This window comes from Lawsonibacter sp. JLR.KK007, assembly GCF_036941135.1.
In the GTDB taxonomy this organism is placed as follows: domain Bacteria; phylum Bacillota; class Clostridia; order Oscillospirales; family Oscillospiraceae; genus Lawsonibacter.
The window spans coordinates 1315214-1329669 of the sequence record NZ_JAYWSY010000002.1 but is presented as its reverse complement, the minus strand read 5'-3'; the positions used below and the strand labels follow the sequence as shown (position 1 = coordinate 1329669).

Here is a 14456-nt window from a genome sequence, read left to right as displayed (position 1 = left end):
ATTTGATGGATTTCGAGGCGCAAACCAGGCGAAGACCGGTCTGCGCCTCGGGTTAAGAAGCGTGATTGAGTTTCTTACATGGGGCCGTAGTTGATCATCTGCGCAATGACGACCAGCACAGCGCCTACGGCCAGCCATACCAGGAAGATCTTCCACATGAAGCGCATCCAGCGGTCGTAGGGGACATCGGCCGCGCCCAGAATCCCCATCAGGGCGGTGGAGGTGGGCAGGATGTAGTTGCAGAAGCCGTCACCGAAGTTGAAGCTGAGGATACAGGTCTGGCGGGTGACGCCCAGCAGGTCGGACAGAGGGATCATAATGGGCATGACGGCGGCGGCCTGGCCGGAGCCGGAGGTGAGTACCACATTGATCAGGGTGTTGGCGGCCAGCATACCAACGCCCAGCAGGGCGGCGGGCAGGCCGGTGAGGACCACAGCCATGGAGTGAACGATGGTATCGGTGATGACGCCGGCGGAGAGCACGCTGCCGATGGCCCGGGCAAACATGATGATGAAGGCCGCGCTGAGCATCTTCTTGGCGCCGTTCATGAACTCGGCGCAGATCTTGTTGGCGTCAAAGCCGCCCAGAATGCCCACGGCGATGCTGAGTACCAGGAAGATTCCGCTCTGCTCGGCAAAGTCCCAGTCCAGGTTGATGCAGCCGTAGACAATGGCCACCAGGGCAATCACCAGGGCGATGATGCACAGAATCTTGCGGGTGTCCAGGGTGCCGAACTCGTCCAGGTTGGCGTTTTTGAACTGGCTGGTCTTGTCCAGGTCGTACATGGGGCTGAGCTCGGGGTTCTTCTGGATCTTCTTGGCGTAGCGCACCAGCAGAGTGCAGGTGATAACATAGAACACCGCAAAGCAGACCCAGCGGTAGCCGATGCCGGAGTAGTTGGGCAGCTCAGCGATCTTTTGGGCCACCAGCGTGGTGCTGACATTCAGCGTGCCAGTGGAGAAACCAATTGCGCCGCCCAGCAGGATGATGCCCACGCCCACGATGGAGTCAAGTCCCAGGCTCAGGGCCAGCATCACCGTGATGGGTGCGAAGGCGATAAAGGTGTTTACGCCCTGGGTGGTGCAGATCAAGGCGAACACCAGCATCAGGAGCGGAATAAAAACGCTCACCTTGCCGCTGAACCGGCGCACAATGGAGGCAACCAAAGCCTGGAGGGCGCCGGTGGCCGTCAGCATATGGATGGCCGCGCCGCTGAGGAGGATCAGGGTAATCAGGTCAGCGTTAGCAGAGAAAGCGTTGATGATCAGCATGGGAAGCTGAATTGGGCTGACGCGGACATTGTCCACATAGGTAAAGGAGGTTGCGTCCACGATTTTGCGTCCGGAGATGGGGTCCTCAATACGGGCGTATTCGCCGCTGGGAATCACCCAAGTGAGTGCCGTTGCAATGAGGATGATGACAACCAGGATGACAAAGGTATGGGGCATGGTAAAGCCTTTCTTCTTTGCCTGCGGGGAGGTTCCAGATGACATAAATTCCAACTCCTTTTACAAATTGTTTACACACACCGTCTTTCCGACGATCTTGACAAGTATCAGTATAAAAAGCTTTGGGCAAAAAAGCAATTCACTTTTTTTTATTAGGTGGTTAAAGAAAATTGACATCCCTTACAAAGACGGACTTTTCTTCTAGGAATATCTGTGATATACTATAAAATCAAAGAACAGTTCCAAGGCGTCAGGCAAACGGAGATTCCGAGCTGGAGGTATGACATGAATCTGAAAGAACAGACCTATATCTGCACCCTGGCCCGCTGCGGGACGATTACAAAGGCCGCCGAGGAGCTGTTTATCACAGCCCCTGCCCTGAGCATGTTTTTGAGCAATCTGGAGAAAAATCTGGGCGTGCGCCTGTTCAGCCGGACGGGCAAGACGCTGGAGCCCACGCCCATCGGCTGGGAGTATATCCAGCACGCCAGCCAGATGCTCCTGCTGAAGGAGGACTTTGACCGGAAGCTGAGGAAGGAAGACGACATGCAGAAGCGGACGGTCCGCATCGCGGTGCAGGAGCGGCGGGCCATCTCTGCCGTGCCCTGGCTGCATTCCAGGCTGACCAAGGCGCTGCCCGATGTAAACGTGCTCTTTCAGGACGGGAATTACAAGGAGCTGATGAAAATATGGGAGCAGCGGCAGTCGGACTACCTGTTTTACACCCTGGAGGACGCCATTCCCGGAACGGATCACGTGGTGCTGCAGCAGGAACCGGTGCTGGCGGCGGCGCCGGAGGGCCATCCCTTTGAGCAGCTGGCGCGGCACGATCCGGAGCTGGCCTATCCCTGGATCGAACCGGCGCTGCTGGGCGGCCAGGAGATGATCCTGCCTCCCAGGACCCAGAGCCTGCGGCTGACGATCGACCGGCTGCTGGAGGAGGCCGGCCTGCGGCCCGCCCGGATCACCGAGATCAGAAGCTTTGACACCATCATCGAAATGGTGGCCGAGGGGATGGGCATCGGGTTCAACCGGTTGGGGTATATCAAGGGGATGCGCCGGCAGAAGGGAGTCTGCTACTATTTTTTGGGCCATCCTCCTGCCTGTTCTCCACTGGTGCTGCTGTACTCCAAGGAGAGGAAAAACGCCTTCTATCATGACGCGGTGGTAGAGGTGTTCCAGGCGTATGTAAAACAATGCTGAATTGCGGCTTCAAATAATTTGAATTGCTTTTTTCTCCCTGCCGGATATAATAAAATCAGAAATTTGCTGGCAGAGCAGCCAGGCAGTGGAAAAGGAGGAGTTTGTTTGGCACCGATTCTGGATCTTGTCGGCGTGCAGATGGATCTGGGCGCGTCAAAGCGGGGGGTCAGCATGGGGCCGATGGCGATCCGCTACGGCGGCCTGTGCGAGGGCCTGCGGCAGATGGGCTTTACCGTGAATGACCTGGGCGATATCGTCCCGCCGGTGACCGGCGCGACCGCCAAAAACATGCAGAACTACGAGCAGGTGATCGACGTCAACCGGCAGCTGTTTCAGCTGGTTTCCCGCACGCTGGAGCAGGGGCATTTTCCCATCGTGCTGGGCGGCGACCACAGTATTGCGGCGGGCAGCATCTCCGCGGCGGTGCGGCACGACCCCGGCATGGGGGTCATCTGGATCGACGCCCATGGCGACTGGAACAACGAGGACAGCACCCCCAGCGGCAATATGCACGGCATGCCCTTTTCCGCGGTGTGCGGGTATGGCCCCAGCTGCATGGTGGACTATGGGACGGAGCCGGTTTTTGTGGACGTCAAACGGTGCGTGCAGATCGGCGGCCGGGATATCGACACCATTGAGCGCCAGCGGATGAAGGCGGCGGGGGTCACGGTTTTCCCCATCAACGCCATTGACAAGCTGGGCATGGAGCAGGTGATCGCGCAGGCAATCGAGATCGCGGGTGCGGGCGGCTCCGGCATCCACCTCAGCTTTGACATCGACGCCATCGACCCCCAGGCGGCCCCCGGGACCGGGACGGTGGTCCACAGCGGGCTGACCGTCCGGGAGGCGTTTTTGGCGGTGGAGACGCTGGCCGAAGCCGGAAAGCTGTGCTCCATGGATATGGTGGAGGTCAATCCCATCCTGGACGAGCGGAATAAAACCGGCATCCTGGCCTCTGAGCTGATCCAGTCCGCGCTGGGGAAGACGGTATACTGAGCCGCTCTTGACAGCGGCCCTCTGGCCGCGTTCAAAAAGGAATGACAGGCGCTCACCCCTGGTTCGGGGGTGAGCGCCTGCTGATGTTTGGATGGGTGCGTCGGGCTGGATCAGCCCTTGACCGCCAACAGGGGGGCGCCGGCCTTGATCTTGCCCTCCGCCTGGGGGGTGACGCTCTGGTAGTCGTCGGTGTTGCAGACGATCATGGGGGTGGTCAGCAGATAGCCCGCCGCCTTGATGGCCTCCATGTCGAAGGAGATGAGCAGATCGCCCTTTTTCACCTTCTGGTCCACGGCCACGTGGGCCTCAAAGTGCTTGCCGCCCAGCTCTACGGTGTTGATGCCGATGTGGAGCAGCAGCTCTACACCCTCGTCGGTGATCAGACCGATGGCGTGGTGGGTGTCGAACAGGTTATCCACCACCCCATCGGCGGGGGCGTACAGCTTGCCCTGGTCGGGCTCAATGGCCACGCCCTCGCCCAGCACGCAGGTGGAGAAGGCCTCGTCCTGGACCTCGGCCATGGGGATTACGGTGCCGGTCATGTGGGCGGCCATCAGGGCGTCCTGCTTCTGCTTGGCAGCGGCCTTGGCGGGAGCGGCCGCAGGGGCGGGGGCGGACAGGGCATCCAGACGATCGGACTCGGGGGAGTCGATGAAGTCCACCAGATTGGACTTGATCACCGCCACCTGGGGGCCGTACACCACCTGAACGCCGTTGCCCTTGTGGATGACGCCAGAGGCTCCGGACTGCTTCAGCATGGCATCGTTCACCTTGTCCGCGTCGATGACGGTGACGCGCAGGCGGGTGGCGCAGCAGTCCACGTCGGACAGGTTGGCCTTGCCGCCCAGGCCCTTGAGGATCAGAGCGGAGACAGCATCGGACACGCCCCCCGCCGGGGAGGAGCCGTCGGGGCCCACGCCGGTCTTGGCCTTGAAGTCGGAGCGGGTGAAGAGTTTGGTCTCCTCGCCCTCGTCCTCCCGGCCGGGGGTCTTCAGATCCATTTTGGTGATCATGAAGTAGAAGGTGAAGTAGTACAGCACGAAGTACACCACGCCCACAATGGGCACCCAGATCCAGTTGGTCTTGGCGTTGCCCTGGAGGATGCCGAACAGGGTCAGGTCGATGATGCCGCCGGAGAAGGTCATGCCAACGCCCACGTTAAAGATGTGCATCAGCATGTAGGACAGGCCGGCATACACGCAGTGGACGGCGTACATCAGGGGGGCTACAAACAGGAAGGTGAACTCCAGAGGCTCGGTGATGCCGGTGAGCATGGCGGTGAGGGCGGCGGAGATGAGCAGGCCGCCGGCCACCTTCCGCTTTTCCGGCTTGGCGGTCTTGTACATGGCCAGGGCCGCGCCGGGCAGGCCCAGAATCATGAAGGGGAACTTGCCCGCCATAAACCGGGTGGCGGAGACGGAGAAGACTTCCGTAGACTTGGAGGCCAGCTCCGCGAAGAAGATATTCTGTGCGCCCTGGATGGTAACGCCGTCCACAATGGCGGTGCCGCCCACGGCGGTCTGCCAGAAGGGCATGTAGAACACGTGGTGCAGGCCGAAGGGAATGAGGGCCCGCTCCAGGATGCCGTAAATCCAGGTGCCGGCGTAACCGGACTGAATCACCAGATTGCCCAGCGCGGCAATGCCCAGCTGGACCACCGGCCAGATAAAGAACATGGCGATGCCCACCACCAGGAACACGGCGGTACAGACAATGGGCACGAACCGGGTGCCGCCGAAGAAGGAGAGCACCTGGGGCAGCTGGATCTTGTAGAATCTGTTGTGCAGCGCCGCCACGCCCAGGCCCACGATGATGCCGCCGAACACACCCATCTGGAGAGTGGTGATGCCCAGCATCTCGGTGGTGGAGTTGGCGGCCATGGCCTCCACGCCGCCCCGGGCGGTGATCATGGCGGAGATGGCGGTGTTCATCACCAGGTAGGCGATGGCGCCGGACAGGGCGGCCACCTCCTTCTCCTTTTTGGCCATGCCGATGGCCACGCCCATGGCGAACAGCAGGGCCAGGTTGTTGAATACGGCGCTGCCGCACTGGTTCATGATGTCCAGGATGGTGTAGAGCACGCCGCCCTCGTAGATCACACTGGTGAGGCCATAGGCCTCCAGCATGGTCTGGTTGGTGAACGAGCTGCCGATTCCCAGCAGCAGTCCAGCCACCGGCAGCAGGGCAATGGGCAGCATAAAGGAGCGGCCCACCCGCTGAAGCACACCAAAGATCTTGTCCTTCATAAAATGTCCTCCTCTTACAAAATAGTATGGCAGAATATAAAAAACCCATACCATGCGTACAAGGGCATCACTTGTATACACCGCATGGGTCTCGCCCGAATTGGTCACGATCCCGTATATGTTTCCCGCTCAGATGGCGGCTGTTTGCTGCTCAGATTGATCCGCTTCAGGTGGATGGTCAGATAGATCAGCTCCTCGCCGGAGACCTCCTTCTGATAGGCGTTCTGGATATACTCACCGATGCATTGGGCGCATTTGTAGTGCTTTTTGCAGCTGCGGATGATCATCTCCTGAAAATCCGCGTCGTACTCGTCCGGATGCCGGGGCGCTGCCTGGAACAGCCGCTGGGCAAAGTAGCGCAGGTGGACCACAAAGCGGTTGAAGTCCAGGGACTCCCGGTCGAAGGCCGTTTGATAGTAATACTCCACCACCTCCAGCGTCCCCTCAATGAGCTTGGTGATGTCATACATCACGGTCATGCTGGTGTTCAGCTCCGCGTTGACGATGTGCATGGCGATAAAGGCCGCCTCGGCGGGGTTCAGATCGGTCTGGGTCTCCTCCCGGATCACCCGCAGGCAGTGCTGGCCCAGGTGGTACTCGGTGGGATAGTAGCTCATGATGGGCCCCTGGAGAGGATTGGTGAATTCAATGCCCTCCTCCTTGCGCTTGATGGCGAAGCTGATGTGGTCGGCCAGGGTGATGAGCAGGGACTCGTTCAGCGGCGTGGTGATCTGGGTTTTGATGTATTCGATCAGGTCCTGGGTCAGCCGCAGATGCTCCAGCGGGATCTGCTCGCACAGCTCCCGCAGCTTGCGCTGCTCCCCCTTGTCCTCCATGTGGTAGGTTTTTTCGAACAGGGCCGGGTCTACCCGCTCTCCCACCTTGCGCTTGAAGCCCAGGCCCTTGCCGGTGACGATCATCTCGTTTCCCTTGCCGTCCACGATGCAGAGGATGTTGTTGTTGATCACTTTTTTAATGCGCAATCCTCTGCCCTCCCCACAAAAAACAAACCAACCCCGTCCAACATCCCCTTCAGCGGCAGAGGACAACTTCAGACAGAGCTGGTCAAGCCCGGCGGACCGGTAACATTCCAACATTCAACTTAACGCAATCATATCCTGATTGGAAAAAGAAGTCAAGACAAGGAGTGTGCGATCCTGGAAATTTCTGCTGTTCGTACAATTTTGGAGGCCGATTTTTGACAATTACGCCAAAGAAGCGGGCTGACAGCCCGCTTCTCGCTTATGGATCGTACTCCAAATAGGCGCCCTTCATCGGGGAGGCGGCCAGATCGGAGAACAGGCGCAGCACGCCCCGCTTGTATTTGACAGGCTTGGGCTGCCAGCGTCTTTTCCGTTCGGCCAGGATGGCCGCCACCTCCTGGGGTGTTTTCCGCTCCCCCTTGACGCCCACGATGTCCAACATGCGCTCCTTCACGTCCAGCCGGATCAGATCCCCCTCCTCCACCAGGGCGATGGGGCCGCCGGCCTGGGCCTCCGGGCTGCAGTGGCCGATGACCGGGCCGGTGGAGGCCCCGGAGAAGCGTCCGTCGGTGATCAGGGCGATGGAGCGGCCCAGCTCCTGGTCGGAGGAGATGGCCTCGCTGGTATAGAACATCTCCGGCATGCCGGAGCCCTTGGGCCCCTCGTACCGGATGAACACCGCGTCGCCAGGCTTCACCCGGTGGTGGAGGACGGCGTCGATGCACGCCTCCTCGCTGTCAAAGGGCCGGGCACAGAGGATAGCGGAGAACATCTCCCTGGGGCAGGCGGTGTGCTTGATCACCGCGCCCTCGGGAGCCAGATTGCCCTTCAGAACGGCGATGGAGCCGTCCGCGCCGATGGGCTGATCGTAGGGGCGGATGATATCCGCACGGGTGAGAGATAAGCCGTATTTGGTATTGGCCCGGTCCAGCCACTGCTGGCAGCGGTCATAGAAGCCGTTTTCCCGGAGTTCCGCCAGATTTTCGCCCAAGGTCCTGCCGGTGATGGTGCGGGCGTCCAGGTGGAGGACGTCCCTCAGCTCCTCCATGATGGCGGGGACGCCGCCGGCGTAGTAGAAGAATTCAGCGGGCCAGCGCCCGGCAGGGCGGAGGTCCAGCAGATAGTGAGCCCCCCGGTGGAGGCGGTCGAAGGTGCTGCCGTCAATCTCGATGCCGAACTCGCGGGCGATGGCGGGCAGGTGGAGCAGGGCGTTGGTGGAACCGGAGATGGCGGCATGGATCAGGATGGCGTTTTCGAAGCTGTCCATGGTGACCAGGTCGGAGGGGCGCATGTGTTCCATGCCGGTCAGCTTTACCGCCAGCTCCCCCGCCCGGCGGGCGCAGTCCACAAGGTCGGGGCTTGCAGCGGGGAGGAGGGCGGAGCCGGGCAGGGCCAGCCCCAGGGCCTCGGCCATGATCTGCATGGTGGAGGCGGTCCCGATGAAGGAACAGGCGCCGCAGCTGGGACAGGCATTGCCCTTGGCCCAGGTCAGCTTCTCCTCGCTGATCTCGCCCCGCTCGTACTGGGCGGAGTACATGCCCAGCTGCTCCAGGGTGAGCAGGCCGGGCCCCGCCGCCATGGTGCCGCCGGTGACCACCACCGAGGGAATGTTCACCCGGGCCAGGCCCATCAGGCTGCCGGGCATCCCCTTGTCGCAGCTGGCGATGTAGACGCCTGCGTCAAAGGGGGTGGCGCTGGCTTGGATCTCCAGCATGTTGGCGATCATCTCCCGGCTGGCCAGGGAGAAGTTAATGCCGTCGGTACCCCCGGAGGAGGACAGTTGAAAAAATCCTTGACTTTTCTGGGATTTCCGGTATAATAATAAAGCCTGTCTCCAGATGGAGGCAGCCATATCCTTGCCCCTGGGGGTTTTCCAGGGGCCATATGTCCATAAGGAGGTGCAAAACATGGCAAAAATCAATGCGAACTACGAGGCGCTCTATATTCTGAAGCCCGACCTGAACGAAGAGCAGATCAAGGCTCTGGTGGAGCGGTTCAAGGGCGTGGTCGAGGCCAACGGTACGGTGTCCGAGATCGACGAGTGGGGCAAGCGCCGGCTGGCCTATCCCATCAACGACCTGATGGAGGGCTATTACGTGCTGATGACCTTCACCGCCGCCGCCGCCATCCCCGCAGAGCTGGACCGTATTTTCCGGATCACCGATGGTGTGATGCGTTCCATGATCGTCTGCAAGGATGAGTAAGGAGGACGCTCATGCTGAATCACATTGTTATTATGGGCCGTCTGGCCCGTGACCCTGAGCTCCGGCACACCCAGTCTGGGGTTGCGGTGGCCTCCTTCCGGCTGGCCGTGGACCGGGACTTCAAGGACAAGAACACCGGCGAGCGCGCTACCGACTGGATCGACGTGGTCGCCTGGCGCCAGACCGGCGAGTTTGTCAGCCGTTACTTCACCAAGGGCCGCATGGCGGTGGTGGAGGGCCGGCTCCAGATGCGGGACTGGACCGATAAGGACGGCAACAAGCGCACCAGCGCTGAGGTGGTTGCCGACAACGTCTACTTCGGTGACTCCAAGCGGGACGGCGAGGGGGGAGGCAGCTACTCCTCTGGCTACCGCCAGGACGGCGGCTACTCCCAGCCCGCACCCCGGTCCGGCTCCTACGGCGGCGATGCCCTCAGCGGCTACGGCGCCCCCCCTGCGGACGGCGACAGCTTCTCTGAGCTTACCACTGACGACGGCCCTCTGCCGTTTTGACTTTGACCAAATAAGGTCGTAAAAAGGAGGTTACTTCCATGGCTATGGAACGCGATAACAAGCCCATGCGCGGCCGTAAGCGCCGTAAGGTCTGTGCTTTCTGCGCCGACAAAGTGGAGCAGATCGACTACAAGGACGCCGCCAAGCTGCGCCGGTTCACGTCCGAGCGGGCCAAGATCCTGCCCCGCCGCACCACCGGCACCTGCGCCATGCATCAGCGCCAGCTGACCGAGGCCATCAAGCGCGCCCGTCAGGTCGCCCTGCTGCCCTACGTCACCGACTGATCAAAGCTTGCACCCCCACCGAGAGGCGGGGGTGCTTTTTTGTGTTTGAAGAAAAAGCAGTTTTGCTGTTCAACGGTTTGCCCCCGCCCGAAGGGGGACGGGCTGGGCGGCTGGTGTATCCTCGGGCGTATTGGGGTAGAGCCGGCGCAGCTTGGCGATACAGGCGGCGCTGGCGGGCACCAGGAACAGGTCGGCGCACACCCAGGCGGCGGGGGAGGCGAAGCAGGCGGCGGTGTAGCCAAAGGCGGGCACCAAAATCAAACCCACGCTGGTGCGGGCGGCCATCTCCAGCACCCCGGCCAGGATGGCGAAGGGGCTGAAGCCCATCCCCTGGATGGAGAACCGGACAATGTTCACCAGGGACAGGGGGAAGAAGAAGGCGGACTGGATGATGATGTACCGGGCGGTCAGCTGGGTGAGCAGGAGCATATCCGCCTCCTTGGAGTCCAGGAACAGCATGGCGCACTGGGGCGCGAAGCGGAGCATGGCGCAGAAGGCGATGGCGGAGCAGCCCAGCCCCAGCAGGGCGCAGGAGCGGATGCCCCGGCCCAGCCGGTCCAGCTTGCAGGCCCCCACGTTCTGGCCGCAGTAGGTGGCCATGGTGGCGCCCATGGCGTCGAAGGGGCAGGCCAGCAGCTGGTAGACCTTGGCTCCCGCCGCCACAGCGGCCACGTAGAGGCTGCCCAGGGCATTTACCGAGGACTGAAGAACAATGGAGCCGATGGCCGTGATGGAATACTGCAATCCCATGGGGATTCCCATGGAGCACAGCACGGCGCAGGAGTGGAGGTCCAGTTTCCGCTCCTCCCTGGTCATGCGGAGGATGGGGTATTTTTTTCGCATGTAGAACAGGCAGGCGATGCCGGACACCGCCTGGGAGGTGACCGTGGCGATGGCCGCCCCCGCCACCCCGGCCTGGACGCCCAGAATCAGGGCGAAGTCCAGGGCGATGTTCAGTATGGAGGACAGCGCCAGAAAATACACCGGCGTTTTGCTGTCCCCCAGGGAACGGATGATCCCAGCCAGCAGATTGTAGAGGAAGGTGGCGGGGATGCCCATGAAGATGATAAAAATATAGGTGTAGGCGTTGGCGAAGATGTCCTCCGGAGTGAGCATCACCGTGAGAATCCGGCGGCACAGCAGGCCGGTGGCCGCCGTGAGCACCAGGGCAAAGAGGATGGACAGCCAGGCGGCGTTGGCCGCGTAGCGGCGCATTTTGGAGGGCTCGTTGGCCCCCATCCGCTGGGCCACCGGGATGGCGAAACCGTTGCATACCCCCATGCAAAAGCCGATGACGAAGAAGTTGATAGAGCCGGTGGAGCCCACCGCCGCCAGTGCGGAGGCCCCCAGCAGTCTGCCCACGATCATGGTGTCCACCAGATTGTACAGCTGCTGAAACAGCATACCGAACAGGGTGGGCAGGGCGAACCCGATGATCAGCCGCATTGGGCTGCCGGTGGTGAGGTCTTTGGTCATAGAGGTCCCTTCTTTCCGAGAATCTCGGATTATTATAGTCATCGGGCCCCGGTCTGACTAGCGGCTTTTTGACGGTTTTCTCCCAGCTGTCTGGAAAATTTTCATCAAAAAACCCGAGACGCTGGGGGGCGTCCCGGGTTGTGTGTTATTTGGCGTATTCGATGGCCTTGGTCTCCCGGAGCAGGTGGACCTTGATCTGGCCGGGGTACTCCAGCTCGTCCTCGATCTTCTTGGCGATTTCCCGGGCCAAAAGGACCATCTGGTCCTCGCTGATGACCTCGGGCTTGATCATGATGCGCACCTCGCGGCCGGCCTGGATGGCGTAGGACTTCTCCACTCCGTTGAAGGAGGAGGTGATCTCCTCCAGGGCCTCCAGGCGCTTGATATAGTTCTCCAGATTCTCCCGCCGGGCGCCGGGCCGGGCGGCGGAGATGGCGTCGGCCGCCTGTACCAGGCAGGCCACCACCGTCTTGGGTTCCACGTCGTTGTGGTGGGCGTGGATGGCGTGGATAATGTGCTCGCTCTCCCGATACTTCCGGGCCAGCTCCACGCCGATCTGCACGTGAGAACCCTCCACCTCGTGGTCGATGGATTTTCCCAGGTCGTGGAGCAGGCCGGCCCGCTTGGCTTCGGTGACGTTGGCGCCGATCTCGGCGGCCAGCAGCCCGGCCACGTGGGACACCTCGATGGAGTGGTTGAGCACGTTCTGTCCGTAGCTGGTGCGGTAGCGCATCCGGCCCAGCAGCTTGACCAGCTCGGGGTGCAGGCCGTGGACGTTGGTCTCAAAGATGGCCCGCTCGCCCTCCGACTTGATGACCATGTCCACCTCCCGCTTGGCCTTCTCCACCATCTCCTCAATGCGGGCGGGGTGGATGCGGCCGTCCAGGATCAGCTTCTCCAGGGCCAGCCGGGCGATCTCCCGGCGGACGGGGTCGAAGCAGGAGACGGTGATGGCCTCGGGGGTATCGTCGATAATCAGGTCCACCCCGGTCAGGGTTTCCAAGGTGCGGATGTTCCGGCCCTCCCGGCCGATGATGCGGCCCTTCATGTCGTCGTTGGGCAGGGGGACGACGGATACGGTGGCCTCCGACACGTGGTCGGCGGCGCAGCGCTGGATGGCCAGGGAGATGATCTCCCGGGCTTTGGTGTCCGCCTCGTCCCGGAACCGGGCCTCGATCTCCTTGATCTTCATGGCGGACTCGTGGGTGACGTCCTCCTCCAGCTGCTTCAGCAGGTAGTTCTTGGCCTCCTCAGCGGTGAAGCCGGAGATGCGCTCCAGCTCGTCCACCTGCTTCTGCTTCAGCTTCTCTGCTTCTGCCTGGGTGGCGTCCAGCTTGGCCAGCCGGGCGGAGAGCTGCTCTTCCTTCTTTTCGATGTTCTCGGTCTTCCGGTCCAGGTTCTCCTCCTTCTGCTGAAGGCGGTTCTCCTGGCGCTGCAGCTCGCTGCGGCGGTCTTTTACCTCTTTTTCGTGCTCGTTTTTGGCCTTGAGGATCTCCTCCTTGGCCTCGACCAACGCCTCGCGCTTTTTGCTCTCGGCGCTCTTGTAAGCCTCGTTGACGATGCGGGTGGCCTCGTCCTCGGCGGACTTGATCTCCCGCTCTGCGGTGGCCTTCCGGCGGTTCCAGCCGAACACAGCCCCGCCCAGAGCGCCCACAATCAGCGTGACGATCATGCCGATGACTGCTAAAATTGGGTCCATTGGGTCTTGTTACACCTCCAAATTTTTTCGTAGCCGCGGCGGACCGCCGCGGCGTCCGCCTCCGGCGGATGGGCCGGTGCGGACTTGCAGTAAAAGGCCGCAGGGGGCGGGGTCTCCCTCCCATGCGGCAACTGAAAAACATCCCCACAGGTTTTTCATATTTGTCCACCTAATATTGTAAAGGGCAATCGCTTTTCTGTCAAGATTTATTCATATTTGAATGGGCAGGTTTTTTGAAAATTTTTTCCAAAAAGGGCCGTCCGGCGGTCCGGACGGCCCTTATCCTGCCAGGTTACCAAAGATCTCCCACCTGCGTGCCGGTGTAGTACCAGGTGAGGATGTCCGCAAAGGAGCTGCCGCTTTTGGCCATGGCGTTGGCTCCATACTGGCTCATGCCCACCCCGTGGCCGTAGCCGGTGACGTCGAAGAGGAACTGCGCCCCGTCCCAGGTGACGGTAAAGGTGGCCGAGCGCAGGGAGAACAGGGAGCGCAGCTGTCCGCCGGTGAGGGTGACACCCCCCAGCGTCATGGAGATCACCCCGCCGCCCTCGTTGCGGCTGGCCTCGCCAAACCAGTGGGACGGCGCCCCGGACAGGTCCGCGCCGGGATAGGCGTTCAGGGTGAGGGACTTGACCTCCTCCGCCCCCAGCGCCGCCTGGGTGTGGTAGTTGGGCACCTCGTCCCCCTCGGGGCTGTCCACGCTCTTCAGGTAGTCCACCGAGTTGCCCCAGACCTCCACTGCGTCCACCGTTTTTCCGGCGGCGGAGGAGAAAAACAGCGCCTGAATGGGCTTTCCCTGGTAGAGGACCCCCAGGCTGTCGGTCTCCGCCACCGCCCGGTCGATCTTGGCTCCGTACTCCCCGGCGTTCAGCCCCCATCGGGCCTCCGCCGCAGAGCGCTCAATGTAGGCCTGACAGCAGCTGCTGTCGGCGCAGATGTCGGCGTCCGGGTGCTTTTGCGAGGCGCTGTTCTGCAGGATCGCCGTGTAGGTCCGGGCGGCGCAGGCCTGGGCCTTCAGGGCTTCCTCCTCAAAGGAGGCGGGCATCTCCGCTGCCACCACCCCCCACAGATACTCCGCCATGGTCAGCTCGGTGATCTCGCCCTCCCGGGTCTGAAGGCGCACCACCCGGCCCTTGTCCCGGCTCCCGGCCGGGGAGGCGGAGGGCGTGGGGTCCAGGGGGAGGACGCTCTCCCCGTTGGGCAGCTCCACCACGTCGGTCCGCTGGTAGACCGGTTCCCCCCGCACCACCAGCGCCGGAAGAAAGAACAGGACCAGCGTCAGCAGCAGCGCGGCGTTCACCGGCTGGCGCACCCCCTGACCGGACCGCTTTCCCTTGCTGTTTCGTGCCATGTGCTCCGCCTCCCTTTCTCTTCATGGTATGGGACAGGCGGTTGGAATATTCCG

The 14456-nt window shown here is 61.8% G+C and carries 11 protein-coding genes and 1 pseudogene; 5 read left to right on the top strand and 7 right to left on the bottom strand.

The features are described from left to right. Positions 1-74: 74 nt before the first annotated feature. Complete coding sequence (locus tag VV088_RS16445; RefSeq protein WP_334601800.1) at positions 75-1493, bottom strand: YfcC family protein; 1419 nt, start codon at positions 1491-1493, stop codon at positions 75-77. A 240-nt stretch (positions 1494-1733) separates the two neighbouring features. Between VV088_RS16445 and VV088_RS16440 the strand changes: the two genes are divergently transcribed. Together VV088_RS16440 and rocF are read left to right on the top strand one after the other, a co-directional pair. Further along, positions 1734-2651, top strand: coding sequence for a LysR family transcriptional regulator (locus VV088_RS16440; RefSeq protein WP_334601799.1), 918 nt, complete (start codon positions 1734-1736; stop codon positions 2649-2651). Between the two features lie 105 nt (positions 2652-2756). After that, positions 2757-3647: an arginase gene (gene rocF, locus VV088_RS16435; RefSeq protein ID WP_334601798.1), complete on the top strand. Its 891-nt coding sequence runs from the start codon at positions 2757-2759 to the stop codon at positions 3645-3647. A 110-nt stretch (positions 3648-3757) separates the two neighbouring features. On the opposite strand, the gene VV088_RS16430 is transcribed toward rocF, so the two are convergent. The 3 genes and pseudogenes from VV088_RS16430 to ilvD all read right to left on the bottom strand — a co-directional run. Next, positions 3758-5893, bottom strand: a complete 2136-nt coding sequence (locus VV088_RS16430; protein ID WP_334601797.1) for a PTS transporter subunit IIABC — start codon at positions 5891-5893, stop codon at positions 3758-3760. Between the two features lie 104 nt (positions 5894-5997). Beyond that, the gene (licT, locus tag VV088_RS16425; protein WP_334601796.1) at positions 5998-6876 is read right to left on the bottom strand and encodes a BglG family transcription antiterminator LicT; all 879 of its coding nucleotides are present in this window, start codon (positions 6874-6876) and stop codon (positions 5998-6000) included. 259 nt (positions 6877-7135) lie between these two features. After that, positions 7136-8641: pseudogene (gene ilvD, locus VV088_RS16420) on the bottom strand (dihydroxy-acid dehydratase); the annotation flags it as partial. 142 nt (positions 8642-8783) lie between these two features. Between ilvD and rpsF the strand changes: the two are divergent. The 3 genes from rpsF to rpsR are packed head-to-tail and all read left to right on the top strand — an operon-like array spanning position 8784 to position 9876. Further along, complete coding sequence (gene rpsF, locus VV088_RS16415; protein WP_334601795.1) at positions 8784-9080, top strand: 30S ribosomal protein S6; 297 nt, start codon at positions 8784-8786, stop codon at positions 9078-9080. Between the two features lie 11 nt (positions 9081-9091). After that, entirely contained in the window at positions 9092-9592 is a 501-nt protein-coding gene (locus VV088_RS16410; protein WP_334601794.1) for a single-stranded DNA-binding protein, read from the top strand. A gap of 44 nt (positions 9593-9636) precedes the next feature. Beyond that, complete coding sequence (gene rpsR, locus VV088_RS16405; RefSeq protein WP_420908857.1) at positions 9637-9876, top strand: 30S ribosomal protein S18; 240 nt, start codon at positions 9637-9639, stop codon at positions 9874-9876. Positions 9877-9945: 69 nt separating this feature from the next. On the opposite strand, the gene VV088_RS16400 is transcribed toward rpsR, so the two are convergent. From VV088_RS16400 to spoIID, 3 genes are all read right to left on the bottom strand, one after another. Beyond that, positions 9946-11352 (bottom strand): MATE family efflux transporter, encoded by a 1407-nt coding sequence (locus VV088_RS16400; RefSeq protein WP_334601793.1) that lies wholly within the window; start codon positions 11350-11352, stop codon positions 9946-9948. A 145-nt stretch (positions 11353-11497) separates the two neighbouring features. Next, a complete protein-coding gene (gene rny, locus VV088_RS16395) occupies positions 11498-13051 on the bottom strand; it encodes a ribonuclease Y (RefSeq protein WP_334601792.1) in 1554 nt (517 codons plus the stop codon). Between the two features lie 292 nt (positions 13052-13343). Beyond that, positions 13344-14402 (bottom strand): stage II sporulation protein D, encoded by a 1059-nt coding sequence (gene spoIID / locus VV088_RS16390; protein WP_334601791.1) that lies wholly within the window; start codon positions 14400-14402, stop codon positions 13344-13346. Between the last annotated feature and the right edge of the window lie 54 nt (positions 14403-14456).